Genomic DNA, 25,792 nt, shown 5'->3' with positions numbered 1-25,792 from the left:
GCCATGACCGTTCCGTCCCCGGCCGCCGCCACCACTGCGGAAGCCTCCACCGCCCCGTCAGGGTCCACCGCCCCGTCCGACGCCACCGATCCGTCCGACTCCACCGCCCCCGCCATGACTCCGGACGAGGCGGTGGCGGCCCTGACCGACCCCACCGCCCCGTACCTCATCGGCGTGCGCCACCACGCGCCGTCGCTCGCCGCCGTCATGCCGAAGCTTCTGGACACGGCGAAGCCCGAGGTGCTACTCGTCGAGCTCCCCGCGGATCTTCAGGAGTGGCTGCCCTGGCTCGCCCACGCCGACACCCGGGCCCCCGTCGCCCTGGCGGCCGTCCCCGCCACCTCCGGCAGGGACGGCGCCGGGGACGGGCGCGGGCCCGCCTTCTACCCCTTCGCCGACTTCTCGCCCGAACTCGTCGCCCTGCGCTGGGCCGCCCGCCACGACATCCCCGTGATCGCCTGCGACCTTCCGCTGTCCGACCCGGCCCGGCACGAGCCCCGGCGCCCGGCCGGGGCGGGCCACGAAGGACCCGGGCTGCGCGAGGCGCTCACCGCCCGCCTCACCGGCCGTCCCGGCGAGGACCTGTGGGACCGCCTCGTGGAAACAACCGCCCCCGGCTCCTCGCCCGAAGCGCTGCGCCGTGCCGCCCTGCTCACGGGCTGGGCACTGCGACACGACGCCGAACGGGCCGGGGCGGTGGCCGAATCGGACCTGGCCCGCGAGCGCTGGATGCGCGCCCGGATCGAGGAGGCCACGGCCGCCGGCCGCCGGGCCGCCGTGGTGGTGGGCGCCTTCCACACCCCGGCGCTGCTGAGCCCCGGGCCCGGCACGGTGCCGGCCGAGGATGCGCTCCCCAGCGGTCCGGCCTGGACCGTTTCCCTCATCCCGTACACCTATCCGCTGCTGGACGAGCGGTCCGGCTATCCGGCCGGTATCCGCGACCCCGAATGGCAGCACCTCGTCCTGGAGGCGGCGGGCCGTCCGGCCGCCGTATACGAGGCACTGCTCACCACAGCGGTACGGATCTGCGGCGAACTGCGCGCGCAGGACCACCCCTCGGGGCCCGCGGACGCCCGCGAGATCGTCCGGCTGGCGGGCGACCTCGCCCGGCTGCGCGGCCTGCCCGCGCCCGGCCGAGGTGAACTCATCGAGGCCGTACAGACCGTACTGACCCAGGGCGAACCCCTCGGCCGCGGGCGCGCAGTCGCCCGATCGCTGGAACGGGTCCTGGTCGGCACCCGCTCCGGCCGGCCCGCGCCCGCCGCCCCGCGCAGCGGTCTGGCACCGGCCGTGGAGGACGAGGTCGCGGCCCTGGGCCTGCCCGGTCCCGCCGACACGGGACCCGCCGCCCGCGACCTGCGGCTCGACCCCTTGCGCTCGGACCTCGACCGCCGCCGCGAACTCCTGCTGCGCCGGCTGACGGTCTGCGGCATCCCCTACGCCACGTCGACGCCCGTCACGGGCGCCGGCGCCGGCGAGGCCGTGACCACCCGGTGGGAGGTGCGCTGGACCCCGGCAACCGCCGCCATGCTCACCGCCGCCGGAATCCGCGGCGTCACCCCGGCCCAGGCGGCCGAAGGCCTGCTGCGCGAACGGCGCCGCGCCGAACAGGACGACGGAGGGCCCACCGCCGCCCAGAGCATCGACGGCCTCGCGGAGGCCGCCGCCTGCGGACTGCCCGCGCTGGCCGACGAACGGCTCACGGAACTGGGCGAGGCCGTCCCGGCCACCGGCACCCTGCCCCAACTGCTGGCCGCCCTCGGCCTGCTGGACCGCATCCGGGCCGGCCACGTCGCCGGACTCGGCCCGGACCCGGACCGCGCCGCGCGGTCGGCGGCGGCAGGCGAACTGCTCACCTCGGCCGCCGTCCGCCAGGTCGACGGCCTCACCGGCTCCGACGACCCCGACGACGCCCGCGCACTGCTCGAACTCGCCCACCGCGCGGACGTCTTCGGCGGGATCCGCCTCACCGACGCCCTCACCCGGCTGGCCGCCGACGGCTCGCCGCTGATGTCCGCCGCGGCCGGAGCCGTCCGCGTCCTGCTCGGCCACGAGGACGCCCACGCCTTCGGCACCCGTACCGCGTCCTGGGTGGACGCGGCCACCGACGCCGTCACCCGGACCGCGCTGACCGCCCGCCTCACCGGCCTGCTCACCGCGGCCGCCCCGCTCCTGGAGACCATGGCCCCCGTCCTCGACCCGGTCCTGGACCGGGTCACCGACCTCGCGGACACCGCCTTCCTGGACCGTCTGCCCGCGCTGCGCGGCGGCTTCGACACCCTCAGCCCCGCCTCCCGCGACCGGCTGCTCACGGCGGTGGAAGACCGGCTCGGCGACGCGGTCGGCCTGGTCACCGACACGGACGGCATCGACCCGGCCGCGCTGGCGCTGTGGACCCGCGCCGACCTGGCCGCCCGCGAGACCCTGGCCCGGCTGGGCCTCCTGCCCCCCGCCCTCCCGGCGGGTCCCGACTGCGGACCGTCCGCGACGCCGCCGGCAGCATTCCCGGCGGCGCCCGCCGCATCCGGGCGTGCGGCCGGGAAGGCCGCACCCGCGCGGGACCGCGCCCTGGCCCCCGCCGACCGCTGGCGACTGGTGCTCGGCCGCCGCACCGACCAACTGCCCCCATCCGCAGCACCGTTGGCCACCGCGCTGGACGAGCTGTACGGCAACGGCCGCGGCGAGGGCTCCCGCGGCGATCTCGGCACGGGCAACCGTGGCGGTCGCGGCGGCCGCCAGGCGCCCTACCCCGGCGTCCGCGAATGGTCCGAGGAACTGTCCGCCCTGTTCGGCCCCGGCATCCGCGAGGAAGTCCTCGCCGCGGCCGCCGCGGCCGGCCGCCGCGACGTCCTGGGCGAACTCGACCCCGCCGGCGTCCGCCCCTCCGTCGACCTGCTGCGCACGGTCCTCCAGCATGCGGGCGGCCTCCCTGAGGCCCGGCTCGGCGCACTCCGCCCCCTGGTCCGCCGGCTCGTCGACGAACTCACCCGGCAGTTGGCCACCCGGCTGCGCCCCGCCCTGACCGGCATGACGCTGCCCCGCCCGAGCCGACGCCCCGGCGGACAGCTCGACCTGGCCCGCACCCTGCGCGCCAACCTCGCCACCGCGCGCCGGACCCCCGACGGCAGCGTCCAGGTGATCCCCGAGCACCCGGTGTTCCGCTCCCGCGCCCGGCGCGCGGCCGACTGGCGGCTGATCCTGGTCACCGACGTCTCCGGCTCCATGGAGGCCTCCACCATCTGGTCGGCCCTCACCGCCGCCGTCCTGGCCGGGGTGCCCACCGTCTCCACCCACTTCCTCGCCTTCTCCACCGAGGTCATCGACCTCACCGACCACGTGCACGACCCGCTGTCCCTGCTGTTGGAGGTACGGGTCGGCGGCGGCACCCACATCGCCGCCGGGCTGCGCCACGCCCGCACCCTGGTGACCGTGCCGTCCCGCACTCTGGTCGTCGTGATCAGCGACTTCGAGGAGGGTTATCCGATCGGAGGGCTCCTCTCCGAGGTGCGCACCCTCGTCGGAGCCGGGTGCCATGTACTCGGCTGCGCGAGTCTGGACGACGCCGGCCGCCCCCGGTACTCGACCGGCGTCGCAGGGCAGCTCGTTGCCGCAGGGATGCCGGTAGCCGCCCTCAGCCCGCTCGAACTCGCCCGCTGGGTAGGGGAGAAGATCGCATGAGCCAGCACAGCCGTCACCTGCCCGCCGTCGCGCCCGCCGTTACCGCCGAGATCGTCGGCGCACTCTCGCCCAGGCTGCGCAAGCGGCTCGATGCCGCCATCACCAAGATCGCCGACCGGCCCGTCACCCGCGACGGCGACACCGTACGGATCGCGGTCGACGACGAGACCGGCCTGGAACTCCACGCACCCGCCGGGGTGGTGGCCACGGCGGACGCGATCCGCTGCGGCTGCCTGCTCGCCCCGGGCTGCCTGCACCGGGCGGCGATCGCGTCCGCCGCGCCGGTGGCCGACCCCGTGGCTGGCCCGTCCTCCGACGCGCACGCCGGGCAATTGTCCTCCGGCGAGGACGCCGGATCCCCGGAGCCGCCGGAGGCCCAGGAGAGCGCGGCCACCCCCGAGCAGCGTGCCGCGGCCGGCCACCTGTGGGCCGCGGGCGCCGCCGTGCTCGACACGGGCATCGAAGGCGCTGGAGCCGTCCTGCAGTCCGAACTGCTGCGGGCGGCCCACACCGCCAAGCTCGGCGGCATGCCCCGCCCGGCCGTCGCCGCCGTCTCCGTCGTCACCGCGCTGCGCTCCGCCCGCTCCGCCGACCCCGCCCACCGCCTCGCCGACCTCACGGCAGCCGTCCGCGAACTGCTCGGCACCGCCCACCGGCTGCCCGACGCCACCGGCCCCGAACTGGCCGCCCTGCGCGGCACCGCCCGACAGACCTACGTACCGGACGGATCCCTGCGCCTGTACGGCCTGTTCACCGAACCCCTGATCACCGCCGGCGGCTACGCGGGCGCCATCACCTGGACCGCCGCCGCCGACGGCCGCCTCTACACCGTCTCGGACATCGCCCCGGGCGGCCCCGGCCGTGCCACGGCGGCAGCCGGGCGCACCGTACGCCTGGGCGACACCGCGCTCACCCACCGCCAGTTGTCCCACGCCGGGCTCGCCCTGTCGGGGGCCACCGTCTCGCCCACCGGTCGCCTCGGCGCGGGCGCCGGGAGCAAGGCGGTCCAGGCGGCGGGCGCGGCCTGGACGGACGAACCCATCGCCGCCCTGTGGGCCCCGCCGGCCGCCGGACAGGCCGCGCGCGCCCTGCACTCCGAGGCTCCCGGCGCCGACCTGCTCTTCCTCGACGTGACGATCCTGGGCCCCGCCCGCGAGACCGGCGGCGACTGCCTCCTCGCCGCGTGCGACGACCTGACGCTCCGCCTCACCGCGGCCCACGACCATCCCGCGCTGGCGTACCGCGACAACCTCCGGATGCTGGCGGCCCTGCCCGGCACGCGCCTGCGCGTCGTCGGCCGCCTCGTCCCGGACTCCCGGCCCAGCCTCCAGCTCCTTGCGGCCGCCCATCCGGCGGATCCCGCCCGGCGCGTCGACCTGGGCCTGGACCGGCTGCAACGTGCCGACCTCCCCTCCGCCCCGCCGCCGCCCGTCGCCCAGGTCCCCACCGGCCGTGGGGCGGACCCGGCCCCCCTCCACCTCCTGCGCCGCCGCCTCGAACAGGCCGTCGCCGCCGGACGCCCCTTCCTGGCCGTCCCCGGATCGCTGTCGGCCGACGCCGGGCAGCTGCGCCGCTCGGCCCTCCCCACCGCCGCCGATCTCCTGGCCGAACTGCAACGCACAGCCACCCGGCGCGCCCGCGACCCCTTCGGCCGCCTGCTCCCCGCCGACCCGACCGACTTCGCCCGCGCCTGGCTGGGCGCGGCCCTGTACGCAGAGGCGGCCGAGACCTCACTGTGCGCGGCGGCGTGGCAGCCGGACCCGTGAGGGACGGGACGTCGGCGTTGGCATCCGGCGCCGGGCGTCCTGGTGACTGTCGGAGCCGGAGGAAGGGTCCTCGCGCGTTTGTGATGCGGCCGGCCGAGGTCTGGCAGACCTCCAGCCGTGTATCTCCGATGAGTGGGGTGTTGGATGGGTGGAGCCGTTGCCCCGGGCGGTCGTGTGCGGGTGTCTGTCTGCGCTCGGGACTGCAGGATGAACCGGAGCAGCCACCCTGACGGCACCAACAGCCTCCTGCACACCTGATCCCTCCCGGGGGCAACGCGAGATCAAGTGATCGGTGCCCAGCAGACGGTCCTGGCGCCGCGAAGATGCGTCGGAGCGCGCTCGCTGTTGCTGCGTGCTTCATGGTTTCGCCGTGCGCGCCCGCGGCTGCTGGGACCATTCGGTGGGTAAGTGCGCGCGTTGAACCGTGGTGAGAGATCGCCCGTGCCGGCACCACAGGAGCAGACGATGGAACCGACGACACGATCCCGCCTTTCGGTAGACCTGCTTCCGTTGAAGGTTGTCTTCTGCAGGTTTTGCCGGGCTACTGCGGCCACTGGTGGAGCGCGGACTCTCAGCGCGGAGGGGGAGTTCCTGTCGGTGACCTGGCATACCCCTGACTGCCCGCACCACGTAGCCGATCTCATCCTCGCCAAGGACAACTGACGGCACGGTTTCCGGCGAACCGCCGCGCCGGGGAACGCCCCCTGAGGGCGGCCGCGCCGGCTTCGGCAGGGAGTGCTGCTCGGCCGCGACGGTGTTGGCCGGGTGAGGTTGCGACTGCGGCCATGGCGAGGCCGGTGATGAGCAGGGCCGGGCCGATGCCGAGTACGGGGACGCCGGGGCGCTTTGAAAGGCCGCGGTCGTCCTGGCTGCTGTCGTAGCGAGTCTTGCGGTGTCTGTTGTTCCGGCTGAAGCCGCGCAGTGCAAGGGATGGTCGCCCGCGCCCGGCCGGTGCCCGCGCGAGTTATGGACCACCCAGGTGCAGGGCGGCCGTGGCGCCATTGCGGGGGCATGGGGGAGGCCCTGAGACTGCACCCTCATGGACCTCATGAACCTGACACCAGTCCAGGCGACGTTGATCGCCACGGTGGTGACCACGGTGGTGACGACATCGACCGTTGCCGGGACTCATCTTCTGACCCGCACCCGCGAGCGCCGTCACCTGATCTGGAACCGTCGCATGGATGCCTACGGGGCGGCCGTCCAGTCCTGCCTTGCCCACGCGCGGATGCGCCAGGAGATAGCCGCGCGGGTGGACCGCGGGGCGGCGGGCGACGGCACTGTCCCTGACATGACGGCATTAGGCCTGGTCGGCGCCCAGGTAGAGATGTTCGGATCGCCGCACATCGCGCGTCTCTGGAGCGACTTCTTCGCGTCCGTCCACTCATGGAATAACGCGCTGGACATTGTCGAAGGCCGATATCAGGTGATATTCACGGGTCCCGCCATCGCAATCGGTGGGACCTCGGAGTACTTGCCGCCAGATTCGGTACCGCCGACTTCCGAAGAGCAGCAAGAGGCCAACCGGCAAAAGCTCTTCGAGAAGCAGGAGGCCAACTGGCAAAAGTTTTGCGCGGCAGCCCAGCGCGCGACCGCCGCGGATGCACGGCTCATCAAGGCGATCAAGCGAGAGGCCAGGTTCCAGCGGCCCAGATAGCAGGAAGCAAGCTGCAGGAGGTGTGGCAGCTGCGGAGGTGTCTGAGCAAGAGGACAGGCTGGAGACGGGGCTGCCCGAGCCCGCCGGCCGGAGGCCGGACGCGCGGCTGCGAAGGCGCGTCCATGTGTGAAGGCAGCGGCCCGCAAGGTCGAGAAGCTCCTGAGCCCAGGGGAAGGCCCGGGTGGTCTTCGCGGGGTAGGCGGGTAGGTACAGTCGGGAAGATGCTTTCAACATGGTTTGAGATGGTTATGCCTCATCAGATGCGGCTCATGTCAGCATGGTGACGAACGCTTTGCTGGTCGGAGGTCTCGCCGGCTGCAACCCGGGGGAGAGCGCCGGAGGGGACGGTAAGCCGTTCTCGTCCAGCCAGGGACAGGGCGGCGGGCAGGGTGCGCTGGGGGTGCGCGCGCCGCCGGGCTTGTCGCCGGCGACCACGGCCCGCAGCCAGCTCGCGAACGACCTCGCCCACCCCCAGCTGCTCGCGGTGTCAGCGGCAACGAACCGGGCCAAGGGCGACCAGGGCCCCGACGAATGGCAGCCCCCTGTCAAGGTCTACTGGTGCACATACGCGACCGCATGGACCAACGTGAAGAACACCTACCAGTTCACCGTCACCCGAGCGGAGAACACGAAGCTGACCGAGATGCTGGAGACGTGCCCCTCATGACCCGCCATCCAGACAACGGCCCCGCCCCCGCCGGCTCCTACGGACCTGTTCCCCTTACCTCGCATGTGAAGGCGGGGCCCGGCGGGGCGATGACCGACGAGGTCGGCGTCATCACAGGCGACGTCTCCCTGACGACCGAAGCCGACCCCGACGGCACCGTCCGGGTCCGTATCCAGTACACCGGCGCGGACGAGCGGTACACCCTGACCGGCAGTCCGGCCCCGCTCCCGCCAGAAGGCCTCGCTGTGTTCCACGCACGCGTCGTCGAAGCCGTCCAGGCAGGCGGCGCCGCCGAAGTCCCCAAGCCCTAGCGGGCCAGCGCGTCCCGGAACCCGGTCCGCACAGCGCTTGCCGCCGGCATCCGGCCCGGCAATCGGATCCACCCGCACCACACGGCCGCGCTCCGCCGTCACGGCCAGACCAACGACCATCCGAACCGAAAGCCACATGATCAACAGCTTCTATTAGGACCTCTTGCAGCCCTCAGGGCGCTGCCCGGCGCAGGGACAGGGCGAAGGCGCAGCTGGTGACGGTGAGGACGATGATCGGTGGCGGGGGCAGGAAGAGGGCGGATATCGCCAGGCCGACGAGTGAAGTGGCGAGGAGTGTCCATCCGAAGGCGGTGCGCCGTTCGATCAAGGCCGGGGAGTGGTGGGCGGCGAACAGGGCGAGGAGTGCGCAGGACATGACGAACAGGGCCATGACGGAACTCATGCCATGGACGACTTCGAGGGTGGTGCGTTCCAGCCCCAGCAGCGTCATGCTCGTTGCCCGCATGGCTGCCGACGAGGCTTCTTGCTGCGGGGTCGGATTGGCCCAGGCCGCTGCAGCGGCAAGGGCTAGGTGTCCCGTACCCAGGAGCAAGAAGCCTCCGGCCCCCACCTTGAAGGGTCGCAGCGGATCGAGCTTGTGTCTGAGGGCTGAGGGGGTGGTCGCGCTCATGATGCCTCCTGGAGGATGGTTCAGATCATCCTCTACATATGTAGAGGGCGTGGCTGAGTCGTACTCTACATCTGTAGAGGTAGCCGGGTGTGGGGAGGTTCGGATCGGCCACCCCGCGGCGCTCAGTTCACGCAACACCCGCCTGGGGAGCCGTCCGCTCCTTCTACTGACATTGAAGCTGCGTTGTCGTAGGGGCTGACGATCGGTGATCGTCGCGGTATGCGGGTGCATGAGGTATCCGCAGGGTCTGACCACGGAGAGGCAAGCCTTCCACGAGCGGATCCGGATGGAGGCAGCGGTGATGTTCGCTGCCGGGCGGGCCAGTACGGACATCGCGAAGGAGGTACGGGTCAGCGTCCGGTCGCTCCAGTGGTGGCGGCAGGCCTGGAAGGCGGCCGGCCTGATCGGGGTTCAGTCCCGCGGCCCGGCGCCAAGCCCAAGCTGAGCGACGCACAGGTTCCGTCCCGTCGTGCCGTCGAGCGCGACGAGGCAGAGGTGGCTGGCTGGGTGGAGGAGGTGCGGCCGCGGGTGGGGAAAGCGCGGCGCCGAAGCTCCGGCAGGGCGACGTCCTGGGTGGATGCGTCGCGCCAGCCGCCCAGGCAGCATGATCCCCGTCGCGCATGACCGTCATGTATAGGGCACCGCAGCACCCCTCCGCCCCGCACTCGGACCAGGCGAGACGAGCCTCGTGGGGCGTCGCGGGCGCGTGTCGGTGGGCTCGCTGTCGAGGACCTGTCGCACATCCACTGCTGCACCGCGGTGAGTTGGTTTTACCCGTGCCGGACGGAGGCGGGCCGACCGGCCGAGGTCCTCGCCTGGCGTACGACCTCGTCCGCCGTGCTCGGCAGCTTCGCCGCCGTCCGGGCGCAGCCGGAGGAAGTGGAAGCAGCGGGCCACACCGGGCACCAGGAGGCGTCGATCTCCTCCGTGTGCTCGCGTCGCTGCCGGGTCATCGCCCCCTCCGGGACTGGGGGCCGGCTATCGGAGCAGCTCCCACAGTTGCTGGACGCACAGCACCACGAACAACAGGGCGGCGGCCCCCAGCATTGCGTTGCTCAGGAGGCCGTTGCGCCAGTGGGACGGTGTGCGTGAGGAGTTGAGGAGCCACAGCAGCGTCAGGGCCAGGAAGGGCATGAAGAGCGCGCCGATCACTCCGTACACGATGATGAGCCCGAAGGGCTGGTCCAGGAAGAGCAGGCTGATGGGCGGGAAGGTGAGCCAGAGCAGATAGGCCCGGAAGGGCAGGGACTTCGCCGGGCTCGTACCAGTCCGGGCGAGGGACGGCCGGAACTTCGTGGCGAAGTCGGTGAACATCAGACTCACTCCGTGCCATACGCCGATCAGCGAGGTGAAGGATGTTGCGAAGAACCCGACCAGGAACAGTTTGGCGGTCGCCTGTCCGTAGTGTTCCTCCAGAACGGCGCTCAGGTCGAGCAGGCCTTTGTCTCCTTTCGCCAGCGCCACTCCGGACGAGTGCAGCAGTTCGGCCCCGACGATGAGCATGGCCACGACGAAGACGCCGGTAGTGAGGTAGGCGACGCGGTTGTCGAGCCGCATCACCTTGATCCAACTCGTGTTCGTCCAGCCCTTCGCGTTGACCCAGTAGCCGTACGCGGCGAGCGTGATCGTGCCGCCCACACCGCCGATCAGGCCGAGCGTATAGACCAGCGAACCGTCCGGCAGGACGGGGACCAGGCCGGCGAAGGCGGCGTCGAGGCGGGGTGTGACGCGGATCGCGAGATAGACGGTGATCAGGAACATGACGCCGACGAGGACCGTCATGACCTTTTCGAAGACGGCGTACTGGTTGAACCAGACGAAGACCAGCCCGGCCAGACCGCACAGCACGGCCCAGAGTTTCAGGTCCATGGTGTCCGGGAAGAGCGCGGCCAGCGGGAGCGCGCTGGAGGACATCGCGGCGGCCCCGTAGACGAAGCCCCAGACGGCGACGTACCCCGCGAAATAGACGGTGGTCCAAGAGCCGAGGCTGCGCCAGCCCTCGAAGAGGGTGCGCCCGGTGGCGAGATGCCAGCGGCCGGCCGCCTCGGCGAGCGAGATTTTGACAAGGCAACCGACGACCGCGGCCCACAGCAGCGTGTAGCCGAACTTGCTGCCCGCGATGAGCGTGGCAACGAGGTCGCCGGCCCCGACACCGGTCGCCGCTACTACGATTCCGGGGCCGATGGATCGCCAACTCGCTTTGCGTGGAGTGCGGTTCTCGCTCCCCATGGTGTTGGCCTGGGTGGTGTCTGCCATTGTGGCCGCCTTCCCGTTCGCCCCGTGAGTGACGGGAGTCACAAAAACGGTTTGGTGGCGGTCGCGCAAGAGGCCCTCTACGCAGAGGGCTCCGCACGATCGGAACGGGCTCGCCGCTGTGGCGCCCAGTTGGCTCGGCGCCGTCGGACTGGCTCTGGCGGTATTCATGATCTCCAGGGTCCTGGGGGCGTCTGCCAGACCGGTGGAGGTCCAGAACGTGAAGGAGCCCGTCGGAGTCCAGGGCGGCTACCCGGTGCATGTCGATCACGAGGAGGCGATCGTTGTGGCCGACCGAGTCCAGGGCGCGCGGCAGTACGGCGGGCCGCCGCCGTGGGCAGCTGACCGACCGTGAGCGCCGACGCCTGGTCCGGGTCATGCCTGGAGGCCACCATGGCCGACAGCGCGTAGAGCAAGCCTCGCGTCCCGTCGGCCACGGCCGTGTCAGTCCAGTCCGGTCACCTCTACCCACGGTGTGCGGCGGCCTCGTCGAGCTCGGAGTCGAGTGCCAGGGCGGCGGTGATGAGAGCGAGGTGGGTGAAGGCCTGGGGAAAGTTGCCGAGTTGTTCGCCGGTGGGTCCGATCTCCTCTGCGAACAGCCCTACGTGGTTGGCGTAGGTGAGCATCTTGTCGAAGGCGTAACGGGCCTGTTCGAGCCGTCCCGCTCTTGCGAGGGCGTGGACGTACAGGAAGCTGCACAGGGAGAACGTGCCTTCGGATCCCTTGAGCCCGTCGGGTGAGGCGGCGGGGTCGTAGCGGTAGACGAGGCTGTCGGAGACGAGCTCGATGTCCATGGCGTCGAGCGTGGAGAGCCAGCGCGGGTCCTTGGGGGCGATGAAGCCGACGAGGGGCATCAGCAGCAGCGAGGCGTCCAGGACGGTACTGCCGTATTGCTGCACGAAAGCCTGGCGTTCCTGGCTCCAGCCGCGGGTCATGATCTGGTCCATGACGGTGTCGCGTACTGCGGTCCAGCGGGGCAGATCCGCAGGACGGGCGGTGGCGGTGGCCTGGCGGATCCCACGGTCGAGGGCCACCCAGCACATGAGGCGGCTGTAATTGACATCCTCCCCTCCCTGAAGGGGGGATTCCTCACCCTTCAGGGCTGATCGGGGATTTCTAGCTCACGCCGCCAGATGGGACAGCGCCCCACCTGGTCTTCCACGATCAGCACTAGCCGGGTTGAGACCAGCCCGGACCAGCATCACGCGGGCGGAGTTCTTATCCCTGGGGGATACAGCTCCGCACGCGGTGCAGGCGTAGGTTCGTTCTGAGAGAGGTAGTGCGTGCTTGGTTCTCGCTCCGCACTGCGCGCAGTCCATCGTCGTGTACGCGGGGTGGATCAGGTGCACGGCACGGCCGTGCTTGCGGCCCATCTCGATCAGAGCCGTCTTAGTGGCGCTGATGGCGGCGTCGGCGGCCTTGCGGGCCATGGTGGACTTGGCGAGGAACTTCGGCCGGAAGTCCTCCACCGCCAGGGCGTCGTGGTCGCGGACCACCCGCTTGGCCCACTTACGGCCGGTGTCCTGCCGCTGCCGGGCCACCTTCTCGTACAGCTTCGCCGCCTGCCGCTTCGCCGCCTGGTATCCCTTCGACCCGGGCTTGCCCTTCGGCGGCTTACGGCGGGCCATCATCCGCTGATAGCCGGCGAGCCTGACGCCGGCCCTCTTCCCGTGCTCGGCGTGCGGCAGGTCGTGGTCGTCGGATGTGGTGGTCGCCGTCTCCTTCACACCCCAGTCGATACCGATCACACGGCCCGTCTCCGGGAGCGGCTGTACCCCGGCGGGAACAACGAAACTCGCGTACCAGTAGCCGAGGCTGTCCCGGTAGACACGCACGCTGGACGGATCGGCGGGCAGCCGGCGCGACCACACCACGGTCAAGGCGATGCCGCCCGCCAGGTGCAGGCGCCCGTCCTTCAACCGGAAGCCGCGCTGGGTGTAGTTCAGGGACGGCAGCGCCTCGCGCTTCTTCTTCCACTTGGGCATCCCGGCCCGCTGCCGCATCGGCAGGCGTTCCCGGATGTCCTTGTGCGCCTTGGCCTTGGACTTGCCGAAATCCCGGATCACCTGCTGCTGCGGAACCGAACTGCCCTCACGCAGCCACCCGTTCGTCTTCCGGGCTTCGGTCAGCATCTTGTCGAGCTGTGCCGGACCACACGTCCGCTGGTCCGCGCCTTCGGGACGGTTCTTGTTCCACACGTGGGTCTGCTTCGACTTCGCACAGCACTCGTTCCACACCCACCGGCACCGAGCCCACTCGCCCAGCAGCGCGGCGAGCGCGGTGGACGACACACGCACACGGAACGTCCACCGCGCATGCCCGGCCGCCTCCGCAATCGGTGTCATCGTCACCCCAACAACCTATCCCCGACCACTGACAACAGCCGAAAGGTCAGGTCAGACCAGGTACGAACCGAACTCCGGCGCTCCGCGCCTCCGCCCCAAGGACCCATTCCTCCCCGGGCTGAAGCCCGGGGCATCCCGGGAGAAATCAGGTGAAGTCCTTCTGACCGCCGCGGGTCTCCCAGATGCCCTCGTCGGGGCGGTCCCAGTTCTCGCACAGCCAGTCGAGCAACCCGGCGAAGCGCTGCCAGCCGTCGTAGCCCACGACATCGGTGACCTGGCCGGCCTGGGCGAGGGCGTACACGGCCTCCCCGTAGATGTCGAGTTGTAGTTGGGCGGCGGCTCCGTTGCCCGCCCGCACCGGGGCGGAGCCCCGCCAGCCTTCGAGGTGCTCCAAGACCTCTTCGGTGAGGTAGGGGTCGCCGTCGATCCGGTACATGATCTGCAGGGGTTCGCCGTTGGGGGCTCCGCCGTCCTGGAGGCGCTGTCCGAGCCAGGTGCGGAAGGCGTTCGCCTCCTCGGTGAAGCCGAGGTCGCGCATCGCGCGCACGGAAAGGGAGGCGTCGCGGACCCACGTGTAGCGGTAGTCCCAGTTGCGCTCGCCGCCCTCCTGCTCGGGCAGACCCATGGTGGGTGCGGCGATCGGCGCACCGGTGGGGGCGTAGGTGAGGAGCTTGAGGGTGATGGCGGAGCGGTTGACCATCTGCTGCCAGCGGCCTTGGTAACGGCAGCGGCTGATCCACCCATGCCAGAAGCGGCGCACCGCGCTGAACTCTTCCACCATCTCGGTGATGCTCGCGGGCGGCGGGGCCTCGCTGCCGGTGTCGCAGACCGTCAGCGTGACGGCCGCATGCTCGCCGGCCTTGAGCTCGACGCTGGCCCGTACGTCCCCCTCGTCGGCCTCCAGGAGCACCACCCCGGCGGCCTGCAGGTGCGCGGTGATTCCCGGCCCCTCGAAGCGCGCACTCGTCCCGTCCACGGAGCGATCGTGCTTGGCACGTCCGTAGTCGAAGCGCGGCCGGCAATCCAGCGTGAAGCGTACGGTTCCGCGGACCACGCGCAGGAACCGCATGACCTGGTGGCGGTTGCTGGCGGTGTGTGGGTCGGGCCGCGACGTGAATCCCAGTGCGGCGATCGTGGACTCGCAATCGGTGCGGGCTGCGGCGAACATCCCCAAGACCACGTCCGGCTGGGACGGCGGGAAGAATGTACCGGGCAGGAAACGGCACGTGGTGGTCGACTGTCTCGGCCTGGTTCTGGCGGTGCTGGTGACCGCGGCGAGTGTGCAGGACCGCCGCGCGGCCGTGCCGCTGCTGACGCGGCTGCGGGAACAGTACTTCTCTATCCGCCTCGTCTGGGCGGACTCCGGCTATGCGGGCCGCCTGGTCGGCTGGGCTGCCGAGACGCTCAAACTCACCCTTCAGATCGTGAAACGCTCCGACGACACCACCGGGTTCGTGGTGCTACCGAGACGGTGGGTGGGTTCGCCGCATGAGTGCCGACAGTGGGACCCGGTGGATACCGTCCGGGCGGTTGTGGGCGGCCGTGTGGGCTGCCCTGCTGGTGACGGGCGTGGCCGGGGCCGCGGTGGCGTGCAGCGCGGACGGCAGCGGCGGGAAGGCGGCCGGCCCGGTGTCGAGCTCCAGCCCGGCGCCGTCGCCGGTGGTTTCGGTCACGCCGTTATCGTCGGCGATGGCGCAGTGGCCGGACCTGACGGAGGCGGAGACCCACGAACGCGTGGCCGCCGAGGTACAGGTCACCGGGCACGAGGACCAGGATCTGTGCCTGACGGAGCGCGGCGCGGTCGCGGGGAGCGTCACCGTCGACCTGGCAGATCCCCGGATACCGCTGGAGGCCGACGAGCTCAACAAGCTGTGCGAGAAGCCGATCGCGGACGCGGCCGGCAGACGCTGACCTACCGCACGACGAAGGCCAGTCCCCAGGTGGGGACGGGCCTCTCGTGTGCGCAGGGACTCGGGCGACGGCCTCTACTGCGGGCCGATGGTGAAGGGGTTGATGTCGCGGATCACGGCGGTCACGTCGGTTCCGGCGCGGTATCCGGTGAGCGGCTTGGACGTAATTGTGGCGGTTCGGGTCTCGCCCGGGGCGATGGTCCCGCCGAGGGCCGCGTCGACCGCGCCGGCGAAGACGCGGACATCGCCGGCCTGGTGGACGTTCTGGTAGTTGAAGTCGACGGAGGCCTGCGTGTAGGTGTCTTGGCTGCCGGTGTTGGTGATGGCGAGGGTGATGCCGGCGGTGGTGTTCCCGGCCTGGTCGGTGTAGCAGGTGACCGGTCCGCGGGCGATCCGTATGACCCCGGAGGCGGTGGGGCTGCCGGTCGGTGTCGGCTCCGGGCGCGCCTTGTGGCATGCGCTCATGGAGGCGACCCGGTTGAAGCCGTCGGCGACGGCGGGCTGGAGCTGCTGCTCGGTCTTCCGGGCATCGTCGGTGCTCTCGCCGGCGCAGGCGGTCAGGCAGGCCCCGGCGAGGAGCAGCAGGGCGGTGGTGGCGGCTATCTGGCGGAGGGTCACGGTGTTGGCCGTTCTACGGGGTGGGCGGGTTCAGGACGAACAGGATGGTCAGCTGAGGGAGGCGGCGAACTGCCCGGCGGTCGCTTCCGATTCCGAGACGGTGAGCTTCCCCCGGTGGGACACCTCTACCTGGTACAGGCCCGCGCCGGCGGGGACGCCGTCAACGACCACGGGGAACGTGCATACGGTCGTTGTCGACGCCTTGTCTTCGGTGGCGGCACCCATGCCCAGGCTTCCCGTGGCCAGGATGCGACCGGTGTTGTCGTACACGTTGACCTGCGCTCCTCCGCGGATGTCCTTGTATCCGCCTGTGCCGGTGCATGCTCCGTCGCTCTTGTAGATGGACTTGTAGTCGCCGCTGATCTTCATGCTGCCGGTCAGCGTGAACACGGCCGCCGGCTTGGGCTTGTCGTCGCTGCTGCCGGTGGCCAGGTAGGTGACGCCGGAGCCGACCAGGAGGCCGGATACCGCGCAGGCCGCCGGGACCGCCCAGCGCGGCAGCGTACGGCGCGTGGAGGCGAGCGGGACGGCCTGCTCGGGTGCAGCCCCGACGGTGATGGTGTCGGTCGGCTGGTCGTTGGCGGGGACGGTGTTGTCGCTACTCATGGTCGTACTCCTGCTGCTCGTTGGTGTGCGTGTAGGGGGCGGGGACGGCCGCTTCGGTGTGCGGGGGCTGGTCAGCCCGTGGTGTCGAAGAGGTTGTCGTGCGCCTTGCGGGCGGTCTCCCGCAGCAGGGGGATCAGCTCGTGCCGGGTCCGGCCGTAGGTCTTGACCCGATGGCAGTTGGGACACAGGGCGATCATCTGCGCGGCGTGGTCCTCGCCGCCGGACGCCAGCTCGTCGATGTGGTCGACGTCGAGGAGGGGCTCACCGTGGTCGTTGACGTCGTCGGGGTGGCCGCCGCACCGCGGGTTTTCGCACCGTCCGCCGCTGCGGAAGATGACGGCCTCGCGGGCGGATGGAATCCGGACGGGCTTGTCACCGGACGGCCGGCGCTTGCCGCGGGTTTCTTCCTGGTGGCGCTCGGCGGTCTCGACCAGGCGGCGGTACTTCCTAGCGCGTTCGTCGTGGGTCATGGGTGCCGCGGGCTCGGGCAGCGCCGCGGGCTTTTCGGTGACCGCGGGGACGGGGGCGGCCGCGGGGATGAGGGTCCGAGGGTCCGCGCCGAGGTCGGGCGGCAACGCGAAGTGCACGGGCGGCGCGCCCGGGGCCCGTACGGTCAGCTGGGCGACTGGGAGCACGGTGCCGGGCGCGAGGCCGGCGCGCTGCTCCTCCTCCCGCTCTCGTCGCTTCCGCTCCCGCTCCGCCTTGCGTAGCGCCCTCTCTGCAAGTAGCCGTTCGTACTTCTGGATTTCGACGATCGTCTGATGGCGCCTGCGGAACATCCCGGCGGTTGCGGCGTCCTTACTGGTCACCCGCAGGCCGAGCTTCGCGTGGAGACGTACGGCCTCCACGTGCACCATCCGGTACAGGACCCGTCCGTTGACGGACTCGGGTATCAGCGCACTGATCGCCGCTGCGGACCATCCCTCGGCCTGGAGCTCCTTCGCTCTCACCCACCCGTTTTCGTAGGTGGGCTTCGGAGGCCGGGGGCTGCTGGGCAGGGGGGCGCTGGGCAGGGCTGCTCCGCCGAGGCCGTTGCGGAGGCGTTCGGCGTCCAACTGCCGCTCGTTCATGCCGCGCAGCGGCTTACGATCGCGTGTCGAGAGCGCGGCGATGTGTCTGGTTGCGCCGGGTATTGGCGGTGCTTCGCGGTGCGCGCTGCTCGCGGGGGGTCCGTAGGTGACGTTCTTTCCCATGTCGGTGTCTTTTCGGGTGGTGGGTGGGGTGGCTGGTCGGCCGAGACCACCGCCGACCGCACGGAGTTGGCGGTTGGCGATGTTGTCGAGCGGCCGAACAGTAGTGCTGGCGGGGTCTGGGTGCGGGGCGTGTCCGGGGTGCGGACACGCCCCCGTCCCCGCAGGTCAGGAGCCGTTGGGAAGGTCGTCGGACATCCAGCCCCATATGTCGTCGTCGTGGGCAGCCTGCTTGTCGTCGGCGCCTGGTCGGCGCGTGCAGTTCACCGGGCCCCGGGGGCGATGGGTTTTTGGGGTCAGGCAGTGATCCCGGCGCGTGCCGCGATCTTCGCCAATTGGAAGATCCCGGGCCGCTCGCAGGCGAGCCAGGCCCTCGGCCGGTCCCGGGGCGGGCTGACCACAAAGGTCCACCTCGCTGTCGACGGCCGGGGCCTGCCACTGTCCATCGGCTCACGCTCGGCAACGTCAACGACGCCACCGCATTCGGTCAGGTCCTCGACGCGATCCGCGTTCCGAGAGTGGGCACCGGCCGCCCGCGCACGACACCGACCCGAGTCCTGGGCGACAAGGCCTACTCCAGCCGGGCGATCCGGCACCTGCTGCGACGCCGTGGCATCGCCGTCACGATCCCCGAGCGCCGCGACCAAGCGGCCAACCGGCGGCGCCGAGGGCGCCTCGGCGGCCGGCCGCCCGCCTTCGACGAAAAGATCTACCGCGACCGCAACGTGGTCGAGCGATGCTTCGTACGCCTCAAGCAGTTCCGCGCGATCGCGACCAGGTTCGACAAGCTCGCCGACCGCTACCATGCCGGAATCGTCCTGGCCTCGCTGATCCTCTGGCTCCGCGACACCAGCCCGTGATCATTTGTCAGACACCGCCTAGCGGGATACCCACCGCATCCCGGAACCCGGTGGCAGGGGTGGCCGTGCTGTTTCGACCGCGGTGCCGTTGATCCACCCGTGGACAGGCCAGCCCTTCTGCATGAGGATGCGCCGGCTGCTGTCGGATCTGTCGGTGGTGTGGTGACGCCGCCGCGTTCGGGAGGGGATGCACGTGGAGAACAGGGCCTCGTTCGTCGGCGCCGCGGTGTGCCGGGTACGGCCCATACCTCGACCGGGACGGCGACGGCGTGGCCTGCGCCTGATATCCGCTGCCCGCGCAACGGGGCGCTGCCTCAGGGCGCCGCAACCTGGCACTCATCGCCCTGATGACCAGGCGCATCACCCGCGGTGGCAAGCCCCGCACCGACCGCTGGAACAAGAAGACCCCGCTCGCGGAGTGAGCGGGGGAGGGTGGCCAGCGCCCGGATTTGAACCGGGGTTTCCGCTGCGGGGCGAACCCGCGCGCGACGTCTTGGGCCGCTAAACGACACATGGCCAGCCAGATCTTAGCTACCCGCAAGACACGCGACCACGCGATTCTTGAGCCAGGAGGTAGCGCGACCAGCGGTCGGGCCCCCGGCGTGACGGCCGACTCGGTGGCCGAGGCGGCCCCGGCCGCCGGGCCGTGTCGCTTTCCTGCGCGGCCAGCAGGCCCACGGCGCGGCCATGGTCAAGGACCGGCGGCAGGCGTTTGCCCGGCTGCGGGAGACCGAGGACGCGCTCTCGCGCGCGGAAGGTCTGGGGCGAGCCCGGCCCGGTGCCCGTACAGCGCGGATCGGTCCCGCTGATGACGCAGGAGTTCCGCGCTGCCGTCGCCCAGACCGGCCCCTGAACCCCGCCACCCCCTCGAAGTCCGCTGACACCCCTCAGCGCGAACTTCCGCGCTTTCCCCACCCGGCCAGGGGTGGCTACGGGATCGTCGTCCTCAGGAGCGGGCGCACGACCGGACCGCGGGTGTGGGAGGGGTGTGGGGTGGACGACGAGACGTGGACGTCGGACGAGTTCGGGGCATCGCATCAGGGGCGGGTGGGTGTGCTCCTCGACGACGGGACCGTTCCGAAGCCGGTGTACTTCGACGGCTCCTCCGCCACGGGACACGACATCGCGCAATGGAGCGTCTACGACGGCGGCACCCGGCCGGAGCGCCCACGCGCCGCCGTGCTGCGCGCCGAGTGCGTATGCGGCTGGGCAGGCGAGCATCACGCCGTGAACTGGGCCGGGTTCGGCGATGTTCCGTTCCGCGAGGCCGGCATCGAGGACGCGGACCGGTGCATGGACGACTGGGACGGCCACATCGCCGACGTCGCCCGCCGCACCATCCCGCTCCCACCCGAGCTGGAGACCCTGCTGGAGTCCGTCAGCGCCGCGATCGAGACCCTGGCCGGCGACGCGCCGGTCGCCGCAATAAAGGCCGCCCGGCAGTTGGAGATCATCGCCCAGCGGACCGGGTTCTGGCCGGCGAACCAGGTCCGCGCCGAGGAACCGGAACAGGTCGCCGCGGCCCTCGGGCTGAACGTAAATCAGACGCGTTCGCTGCTGGCCCGTTTCGGGCGCTGGAGCCCCTACCACTGACCCCGGGCCACCGCGTGTGGTGGCGGCCCGCCCGGGCCGACGTGCGAAGGAGGACCCGGGCGCGCTCCACCATCCAGCCTGCCAGCACACCACGCACGGACACGACGGCCACGCTGCGCGTGGCGGGCAGGCTGGATCGTGCGGCCTACACGGCGCTCTCGTAGACGACGGCCGTGTCCGGGCAGTCCTCGGCACCCCCGACGCATGGGCTCAACGAACTTTAAGCGGTGCTGGCGGCGGCTTCCAGGGTGCTGAGTTCGGCGGCGGCTTCGAGCTGCCGGGTGTGGTTCAGCCGGACCAGGGCTTCGTGGGCGGCCGTCAGGGTTTCCCGGGCCTCCTCGTGACGGCCGAGGTGACGCAGGACGACGCCCAGCTCGAGCCGGGCGGTCTCGCTCCAGAAGGACATCGGGTTCGCCGCACGAAGGGGCAGCACCTCACGCAGCGGGGCTTCCGCCTCGCTCCACCGGCCGAGCGCGGCCAGGTCGTTGCCGACGTTCTGGCTGACCAGGGACAGGTAGGAATTGCTCACTCCGGTCGGCCGCCCCGGGATGCCCGCCCGGCAGAGCGTCTCGCTGCGGCGGTGGATGGCCAGTGCTTCCTCAGGCCGGCCGTCCATGCGCAGGACCTGGCCCAGCGCGTTGAGGGAGGTGAGTTCGGCCAGCCTGCTCGCGCCGCAGGACAGCCCGGCGAACTGGGCGACCGACGACCTCAGCCGGGCGACGGCCTCCCCGATCCGACCGAGCCGTTGGAGCACCCCCGCGCCGTACCCCAGAGCCCAGCCCACCTGGAGCTCGTCGCCCGCCTCCCGGGCCGCCCCCCAGAGCGGTGTCCGCGGCGGGCCAGCGCTCCGACGTAGTCGAGGACGCACATGTTGCGGGCCCAGGCGAGGTAGTTCAGCTGCACGGCCACCTCACGGGTGCTGCCCAGCGCCCGGGCGGAGTCGGCGGCTCGCCGGAACACCTCGGCCCACAGCTCCCAGTCCATGGTGGCGTCGGAGAACCAGTGCATCGCCTCCGCCGCGTCGACGACCTGCCGGTGACAGCCGGTCGACTGGGCGTGGCGCAGGGCCCCGAGCCACTGGGCCCGTTCCTCCTCCAGCCGGGCCCTGGCCTGGTCGCGGCCGACCGGCGCGGTGGCCGGTTCGGGGTCGTCTTCCGCGTCACCCTGGTCGGCGGCCGACCCGTACTCGGCCTCGAAGTGCAGGGCGGCGGCGGTGGCCCGGCGTAGCGTCCAGCGGGCGGCCCGGTCCTCGGCGGCGGCGGTCTCCTCGGGCCCGTCCTCCTCGGCCAACTGCTCGGCGGCGAACAGGAGCAGGAGATCGTGGTAGCGGTAGCGGTAGCGGTCAGCGCGGCCGGGACCGTGGCGGGCACGGCCCAGTCGGCCCCCTCCGTGCCGCATGAGGCGCCGAAGCAGTCGGCCCGCAGGTCCAGCAGCAGGCGGTTGCCCGCCGGGGAGGCCCAGAGGTCACCGGAGCCGCTGGCCGACCCCGTCCCTCACCGCCGCGAGGCGCTGTCGCAACCTGTGCTGGCGACGCCGTGACCTGGAGCGACAGGCCGACGAGCAGAACACCGCACCCGGACCGGACTCCGGTGCCAGGGCCTCATCACATCCTCGGCACCGACGCTGACCAACCCAGCGGAGTGCTTGCCGGTGGGGAAATTGCGGTGCGTGCCGGCACCACGCTAGGCAGACTCGCGGACATGACTGAGAAGATCACCCGCATCAACCCCGAGCAGCTGCATGAGACGCCCGGATACCACCACATCACGGTGGTAGAGGTAGGGCGTACGGCCTACCTGGCGGGTCAGTGCCCGCTTGATCGGAACGGTGACCTCGTCGGAGCCGGTTCCCTCGAGACGCAGGTTGACCAGGTGGTCGCGAACGCGCTCACTGCCCTGGCCGCGGCGAGTGCCCAGCCGCAACACGTGGTGCGGTCAGTGATCTACGTGCGGAGCGATGAGAGGGACATGCTCGGAGCCGCATGGCGGCGGCTCACCGAGTCTGCCCTGGGGCCGGCGTTCACCACCGCCAGCACGCTCTTGGGCGTTGCCCAGCTGGGCTTTCCCGGACAGCTCGTCGAGGTGGATCTCACCGTGGCGCTGCCTGACTGACTTCGAACGGCGTATCGAACTGGGTAGTCCAGCTGGGCATTCGCCGGACGCGAGGCGGCGTGCGTCTGATCATGTGCTCCGACCAAGGTGCACGTGACCACGACGAAGGCCGTGAGGGTGAGTCTGGCGCCTGATGCTGCTGTAGGGGAAGCGTTCGCGGAAGCGTCACGCCTTCGGGACGAGTTGTACGCGTGTCTGACCGTGCGGGGCGATGAGCTGTTCGAGCTGGCGGACGCGGTGCTGTGTGCTCCGGGTGCGGTGCACTCAGCGGTGGAGCTGAGGTTGCTGGCCGACCACCGGCGTGGGCATGGCGCTATGCACGACGGCCTCAACCAGGGCCGGATCGACGGCGGCCGGCTGCGGTCGCTGCTGGCAGGCCTGCCGCTGCCCCGCTTCCCGGACGGGCGCCTGGTGCTGGCGGTAGACGTCTCGCCGTGGCTGCGGTCAGACGCGCCGTGTTTGCCGGAGCGGCTGTTCTGCCACGTCTACGGCCGGGCCGAGACGGCTTCGCAGTTCATTCCGGGCTGGCCGTACTCGTTCGTCGCGGTGTTGGAGATGGGTGCCACGTCCTGGACACAGATTCTGGACGCGGTCAGGCTTGGCCCAGCCGACGATGCGACCGCGGCCACCGCCGCCCAGCTCCGCGATGTGGTCGAACGGCTCGTCGCGGCAGGCCAGTGGGCGCCGGGGAGCCGGACATCACCATCGTGACCGACGCCGGCTACGACGTCACCCGTGGGGAACCGCTCGCGAGGGTGAAGCGCGATCATCGGCCCCACGTTGTCGATGATGCGGCCGAACGGCACGCGGCAGTAGGAACCGCACACTGGTGCCCTGCTTCCCGGCCCTCGCGGGTCCGCAAGCAGGGCACCAGCTAGGCCGCTGGCATAGGTCCTGACCGCCACAAAAGCGGGAGCCGGAAGGGCGGGTGCCTGCGGGGCCGCGCAAGCTTCACCAGGCGCGGGTGCCGGGCATCTGCGAGGCGGAAAGTCAGCTCCGCGGAAGGGGAAGAGTGCAGAGCAGGTCTGTGAGATTGCCGTCGTCGAGGCAGACGCGCACGTATGCGGCTCCTCCGACGATGTCGGCCGGCACGCTGAAGCGGTAGCTCTTGGTGTTGCCGCACGCCGTCTCGGAAGGGGCGGAGCCAGCCGAGCCGATCTTGTTTTTGTGGGTGTCGTAGGTATACGCCCAGGTGCGCCGGCAGTATTCCTGACCGGCCGTGCTCACCGACTTGTGCGTCCCCGTCACCTCGATCGATCGGTTGTACCAGGTGACCGTGCCCTTCGTCCATGTGTTCCCGACGGGGACGTTGAAGGTGGTGGGCAGGCTGGCGGCGGTCTGTGCGCTGGCGGCGGATTGTGCGCCAGCGGCGGGAGCGCCCAGCAAGGTGCCCGCGATGAGCACGGCGGAACCGAGGGCGGCGGCGAGATGAGTCCTCATGCGATCTCCAGGGTGGGGTGAGCCGGTTGCGGCTTCACATCCTGGGCGGGTAGACCGCCTGTGGCCTACCTCTTAAGTCACGGCTTAAAGGGGGCGAGACGTCCGGCACGGCGCCTCGCGCACCTGGCCACCATTATCCGGTGGAGCCGTACAGGGCGGCGCGGCGCCCACCAATCCGGCGCGGCGGCACCCTCGGGGTTTCACGGTTCTCTCAGAGCGCCGGCCCGCAGCAGGGCCAGCCCGAGGGGGGTGATGAAATGCAGTACGGACCCGCCTCGGCGGCTGGTGGTGATGAGGTCCGTGTTCCGCAGCACTCTCGCGTGCTGACTGGCCGCTGCGGCCGTGACGTTGAGGCGGCGGGCCAGTTCGCTCGTCGTGCAGCCTTCGGCTGTCACACGCAGGGCGGCGGCTCGCGTGCGGCCGAGCAAAGACTCCAGGTTCCGCACGGCGGAGCCGTCGCCTTCTGCCGGTTCGCTGCCGGTCAGCGACCGGCGCAGAGCCGGCACGGTCAGTCGGGGAGGCTGGGAGGGATCGAGCGGGTCCCACAGAAAGCTCACCGGGTGTTTCGAGAAGACCGTGGGCGTGATGATCAGTCCCCTTCCCTGGAGACGCACCTCAACTCGGCGCGGGTAGGGAGCTTCGAGCACCGGTGGACGCCAGCGGACCAGCGGTGCGCAGATCGAACGCAGCAGCAGGTCGATGCCGCCCTCCAACATCAGGTTCGCGCAACGGGTGGTCAGGGCGGCCAGTTCGGACCGCCCTTGAGGCCAGTAAGGCTCCACGGTCAGTCGATGGCAGGCGCGCACGGCCTCGGCGAGCTGCTGTCGCGCCTCGCGGTCGCCGTTGGACACCTGCCTGGCCCATGGCAGGTGTCCCGGGTGGAAATCGAGACCCTCAAGCTCGCGCCGCAGCCGGGACACCGGCGCGTGCAGCAGGTTGTCCACGGCGTGGTCCAAAGAGGGCACGTCGCCCATCAGGGCCAGCAGATCAAGCCCTGGACCGCGCACCGGAACCAGGCACGTCAGGGGACGCATGTCCAGTCCCATACGGCCCGCGACCGCTGACCGCCACGTGCGGAGGTGAGGAAGCTGCCGGTTCTCCCTCAGCAGCTCCAGGCTGTAGTAGACCTCGGCTGCGACGCCGATCGTTGCGGCCACCCGGGTCCGGGCGAGGTCCTCGGCCGTAAAGTGAATGCGTAACACCAACTGGCCCCCTGCGTCGAAGTTGAGCGGGTGAGCGCACCCCCAGCATGCCCCAAGCCGCCGGGCTCGATGCGGCATTCAGGCGTAGGCCGCGCCCGTGTACGCACTGATCCCTTTCGTGCTCGCCCCACTCCTGTGTGATCGACTGGCAGTCGGTCAAGGCGGACGCCGTCGTCGGATCCGACAGCCGAGGCTTCGATGGCGGCGAACTGATCAACGGATGCAAGCGGCACGTCGTCGTCGACACGCTCGGCCAGCTGCTGGGCGTGATGGTCACCCCGGCGGACACCGGAGACCGCACCGCCGCCCAGGTCCTGTTTGCCCAAACAACCGACGCACACCACCTGCTGGAACTGGTCTGGGCTGACGGCGGCTACACCGGCAACCACCGACGGCCGGACGGGGATCGTGGTGCTGCCGAAGCAGTGGATCGTCGAACGGTTCCTCGGTCACCTGATGCGAAACCGCCGCCTGGTGCGTGACTTCGAGCGCCGCACCAGCAGCGCCGGGGCGACGGTCCAGACCCGGGCCCTGCACGCCTACCTGCGCTGGCGGAACAAGAGCGCCCGCCACCCGGACGTCCTCGCCGCCCAAGGGCGCGAACGCGCCCGCATCCGCAGCGAGAACCGCATCCGCTGGGGAGGCCGCCCCAGCACCACCGCAGCTTGAGCGGCCTGCTGGGGTGCGTTTCACGGCGGCGTGGGGGAGCCGGGACGTCCTGGACGTGGTGCTGGTCCGCCCGGAGCTGGTGGCGGAGATCAGCGCCGATCGGGCCGTTGACCGGGACGTTCTCCGCCACCCGCTCCGCTTGAAACGGCTGCGCATGGGCGTGACCGCGGACGATGTCCCGCGCTTGGGGCAAGGCCCGACTGCGGCGGCCGGCTGACCGCTGACCCAGCCGCCCGCCCTGCGCCGGCGGACGGGTTTCCCAGGGGGCGTCACCGATAGGTGGCG

23 protein-coding genes, 1 tRNA gene and 6 pseudogenes are annotated in these 25,792 nt (G+C 71.1%); 15 read left to right on the top strand and 15 right to left on the bottom strand.

From position 1 onward, the window contains the following. Positions 1-3: 3 nt before the first annotated feature. The 5 genes from AC3IYI_RS00365 to AC3IYI_RS00345 all read left to right on the top strand — a co-directional run bounded on the left by AC3IYI_RS00365 (position 4) and on the right by AC3IYI_RS00345 (position 8,079). Positions 4-3,678 carry a vWA domain-containing protein gene (locus AC3IYI_RS00365; RefSeq protein WP_489408266.1) on the top strand — a complete coding sequence of 1,225 codons (3,675 nt, stop codon included), beginning with the start codon at positions 4-6 and terminating at the stop codon, positions 3,676-3,678. Next, positions 3,675-5,444 (top strand): hypothetical protein, encoded by a 1,770-nt coding sequence (locus AC3IYI_RS00360; protein ID WP_489408265.1) that lies wholly within the window; start codon positions 3,675-3,677, stop codon positions 5,442-5,444. The genes AC3IYI_RS00365 and AC3IYI_RS00360 overlap by 4 nt, the downstream gene beginning before the upstream one ends. 1,039 nt (positions 5,445-6,483) lie before the next feature. Continuing rightward, a complete protein-coding gene (locus AC3IYI_RS00355; RefSeq protein WP_489408264.1) occupies positions 6,484-7,101 on the top strand; it encodes a hypothetical protein in 618 nt (205 codons plus the stop codon). A gap of 277 nt (positions 7,102-7,378) precedes the next feature. Beyond that, positions 7,379-7,768, top strand: coding sequence for a hypothetical protein (locus AC3IYI_RS00350; RefSeq protein WP_489408263.1), 390 nt, complete (start codon positions 7,379-7,381; stop codon positions 7,766-7,768). Then, positions 7,765-8,079, top strand: coding sequence for a hypothetical protein (locus tag AC3IYI_RS00345; protein WP_489408262.1), 315 nt, complete (start codon positions 7,765-7,767; stop codon positions 8,077-8,079). Before AC3IYI_RS00350 ends, AC3IYI_RS00345 begins: the two co-directional genes overlap by 4 nt. A gap of 172 nt (positions 8,080-8,251) precedes the next feature. On the opposite strand, the gene AC3IYI_RS00340 is transcribed toward AC3IYI_RS00345, so the two are convergent. After that, positions 8,252-8,710 carry an LIC_13387 family protein gene (locus AC3IYI_RS00340; RefSeq protein ID WP_489408261.1) on the bottom strand — a complete coding sequence of 153 codons (459 nt, stop codon included), beginning with the start codon at positions 8,708-8,710 and terminating at the stop codon, positions 8,252-8,254. Positions 8,711-8,939: 229 nt separating this feature from the next. On the opposite strand from AC3IYI_RS00340, the gene AC3IYI_RS00335 reads away from it, so the two are divergent. Beyond that, positions 8,940-9,155: a helix-turn-helix domain-containing protein gene (locus AC3IYI_RS00335; protein ID WP_489408260.1), complete on the top strand. Its 216-nt coding sequence runs from the start codon at positions 8,940-8,942 to the stop codon at positions 9,153-9,155. A 325-nt stretch (positions 9,156-9,480) separates the two neighbouring features. Here the strand turns inward: AC3IYI_RS00335 and AC3IYI_RS00330 are convergent, their stop codons facing one another. The 5 genes and pseudogenes from AC3IYI_RS00330 to AC3IYI_RS00310 all read right to left on the bottom strand — a co-directional run. Continuing rightward, the gene (locus tag AC3IYI_RS00330; RefSeq protein WP_489408259.1) at positions 9,481-9,663 is read right to left on the bottom strand and encodes a hypothetical protein; all 183 of its coding nucleotides are present in this window, start codon (positions 9,661-9,663) and stop codon (positions 9,481-9,483) included. Positions 9,664-9,688: 25 nt separating this feature from the next. Continuing rightward, positions 9,689-10,966: an Nramp family divalent metal transporter gene (locus AC3IYI_RS00325; RefSeq protein ID WP_489408258.1), complete on the bottom strand. Its 1,278-nt coding sequence runs from the start codon at positions 10,964-10,966 to the stop codon at positions 9,689-9,691. A 461-nt stretch (positions 10,967-11,427) separates the two neighbouring features. Then, positions 11,428-12,036: pseudogene (locus AC3IYI_RS00320) on the bottom strand (glycoside hydrolase family 15 protein); the annotation flags it as partial. Positions 12,037-12,084: 48 nt separating this feature from the next. Further along, positions 12,085-13,308 (bottom strand): RNA-guided endonuclease InsQ/TnpB family protein, encoded by a 1,224-nt coding sequence (locus tag AC3IYI_RS00315; protein WP_489411832.1) that lies wholly within the window; start codon positions 13,306-13,308, stop codon positions 12,085-12,087. 148 nt (positions 13,309-13,456) lie between these two features. Continuing rightward, positions 13,457-14,413: pseudogene (locus tag AC3IYI_RS00310) on the bottom strand (glycoside hydrolase family 15 protein); the annotation flags it as partial. Here AC3IYI_RS00310 and AC3IYI_RS00305 point away from each other — a divergent pair. After that, positions 14,376-14,726: pseudogene (locus tag AC3IYI_RS00305) on the top strand (transposase); the annotation flags it as partial. The pseudogenes AC3IYI_RS00310 and AC3IYI_RS00305 sit on opposite strands and share 38 nt — an antisense overlap. A gap of 42 nt (positions 14,727-14,768) precedes the next feature. Here the strand turns inward: AC3IYI_RS00305 and AC3IYI_RS00300 are convergent. Continuing rightward, positions 14,769-14,981: a hypothetical protein gene (locus tag AC3IYI_RS00300; RefSeq protein WP_489408257.1), complete on the bottom strand. Its 213-nt coding sequence runs from the start codon at positions 14,979-14,981 to the stop codon at positions 14,769-14,771. 16 nt (positions 14,982-14,997) lie between these two features. On the opposite strand from AC3IYI_RS00300, the gene AC3IYI_RS00295 reads away from it, so the two are divergent. Beyond that, positions 14,998-15,219, top strand: coding sequence for a hypothetical protein (locus AC3IYI_RS00295; protein ID WP_489408256.1), 222 nt, complete (start codon positions 14,998-15,000; stop codon positions 15,217-15,219). A gap of 74 nt (positions 15,220-15,293) precedes the next feature. Here the strand turns inward: AC3IYI_RS00295 and AC3IYI_RS00290 are convergent, their stop codons facing one another. From AC3IYI_RS00290 to AC3IYI_RS00280, 3 genes are all read right to left on the bottom strand, one after another. Next, positions 15,294-15,836 carry a hypothetical protein gene (locus AC3IYI_RS00290; RefSeq protein ID WP_489408255.1) on the bottom strand — a complete coding sequence of 181 codons (543 nt, stop codon included), beginning with the start codon at positions 15,834-15,836 and terminating at the stop codon, positions 15,294-15,296. 48 nt (positions 15,837-15,884) lie between these two features. Beyond that, positions 15,885-16,442, bottom strand: coding sequence for a hypothetical protein (locus AC3IYI_RS00285; RefSeq protein WP_489408254.1), 558 nt, complete (start codon positions 16,440-16,442; stop codon positions 15,885-15,887). A gap of 71 nt (positions 16,443-16,513) precedes the next feature. Next, positions 16,514-17,512 carry an HNH endonuclease gene (locus AC3IYI_RS00280; RefSeq protein ID WP_489408253.1) on the bottom strand — a complete coding sequence of 333 codons (999 nt, stop codon included), beginning with the start codon at positions 17,510-17,512 and terminating at the stop codon, positions 16,514-16,516. 465 nt (positions 17,513-17,977) lie between these two features. Here AC3IYI_RS00280 and AC3IYI_RS00275 point away from each other — a divergent pair. Both AC3IYI_RS00275 and AC3IYI_RS00270 read left to right on the top strand, forming a co-directional pair. Further along, positions 17,978-18,514, top strand: a pseudogene (locus AC3IYI_RS00275) (IS5 family transposase); the annotation flags it as partial. Positions 18,515-18,638: 124 nt separating this feature from the next. Continuing rightward, positions 18,639-18,776: an excalibur calcium-binding domain-containing protein gene (locus AC3IYI_RS00270; protein WP_489411831.1), complete on the top strand. Its 138-nt coding sequence runs from the start codon at positions 18,639-18,641 to the stop codon at positions 18,774-18,776. Positions 18,777-18,925: 149 nt separating this feature from the next. Here AC3IYI_RS00270 and AC3IYI_RS00265 read toward each other — a convergent pair. Further along, positions 18,926-19,010: transfer RNA gene (locus tag AC3IYI_RS00265), tRNA-OTHER, on the bottom strand. 475 nt (positions 19,011-19,485) lie between these two features. On the opposite strand from AC3IYI_RS00265, the gene AC3IYI_RS00260 reads away from it, so the two are divergent. Next, positions 19,486-20,085: a hypothetical protein gene (locus AC3IYI_RS00260; RefSeq protein ID WP_489411830.1), complete on the top strand. Its 600-nt coding sequence runs from the start codon at positions 19,486-19,488 to the stop codon at positions 20,083-20,085. Positions 20,086-20,305: 220 nt separating this feature from the next. On the opposite strand, the gene AC3IYI_RS00255 is transcribed toward AC3IYI_RS00260, so the two are convergent. Together AC3IYI_RS00255 and AC3IYI_RS00250 are read right to left on the bottom strand one after the other, a co-directional pair. After that, positions 20,306-20,839 (bottom strand): tetratricopeptide repeat protein, encoded by a 534-nt coding sequence (locus tag AC3IYI_RS00255; protein WP_489408252.1) that lies wholly within the window; start codon positions 20,837-20,839, stop codon positions 20,306-20,308. Continuing rightward, positions 20,794-21,483 carry a hypothetical protein gene (locus tag AC3IYI_RS00250; protein WP_489408251.1) on the bottom strand — a complete coding sequence of 230 codons (690 nt, stop codon included), beginning with the start codon at positions 21,481-21,483 and terminating at the stop codon, positions 20,794-20,796. Before AC3IYI_RS00250 ends, AC3IYI_RS00255 begins: the two co-directional genes overlap by 46 nt. Before the next feature lie 302 nt (positions 21,484-21,785). Between AC3IYI_RS00250 and AC3IYI_RS00245 the strand changes: the two genes are divergently transcribed. Both AC3IYI_RS00245 and AC3IYI_RS00240 read left to right on the top strand, forming a co-directional pair. Further along, the gene (locus tag AC3IYI_RS00245; RefSeq protein ID WP_489408250.1) at positions 21,786-22,196 is read left to right on the top strand and encodes a RidA family protein; all 411 of its coding nucleotides are present in this window, start codon (positions 21,786-21,788) and stop codon (positions 22,194-22,196) included. Positions 22,197-22,313: 117 nt separating this feature from the next. Next, a pseudogene (locus AC3IYI_RS00240) lies at positions 22,314-22,933 on the top strand (transposase); the annotation flags it as partial. A gap of 253 nt (positions 22,934-23,186) precedes the next feature. On the opposite strand, the gene AC3IYI_RS00235 reads toward AC3IYI_RS00240, so the two are convergent. Together AC3IYI_RS00235 and AC3IYI_RS00230 are read right to left on the bottom strand one after the other, a co-directional pair. Continuing rightward, on the bottom strand, positions 23,187-23,636 hold the full coding sequence (locus tag AC3IYI_RS00235) for a hypothetical protein (protein WP_489408249.1): 450 nt from the start codon (positions 23,634-23,636) through the stop codon (positions 23,187-23,189). Between the two features lie 200 nt (positions 23,637-23,836). Further along, positions 23,837-24,838 (bottom strand): ArsR/SmtB family transcription factor, encoded by a 1,002-nt coding sequence (locus AC3IYI_RS00230; protein WP_489408248.1) that lies wholly within the window; start codon positions 24,836-24,838, stop codon positions 23,837-23,839. Positions 24,839-24,975: 137 nt separating this feature from the next. Here AC3IYI_RS00230 and AC3IYI_RS00225 point away from each other — a divergent pair, with 137 nt between their 5' ends. Both AC3IYI_RS00225 and AC3IYI_RS00220 read left to right on the top strand, forming a co-directional pair. Then, positions 24,976-25,320, top strand: a complete 345-nt coding sequence (locus AC3IYI_RS00225; protein WP_489408247.1) for a transposase — start codon at positions 24,976-24,978, stop codon at positions 25,318-25,320. Between the two features lie 31 nt (positions 25,321-25,351). Then, positions 25,352-25,507, top strand: a pseudogene (locus tag AC3IYI_RS00220) (IS630 family transposase); the annotation flags it as partial. Positions 25,508-25,792: the final 285 nt, after the last annotated feature.

This window comes from Streptomyces sp. GL_148, from assembly GCF_057834205.1.
Note: the sequence above shows the minus strand (reverse complement) of the source record. Positions and strands in the feature narration are given on the sequence as shown.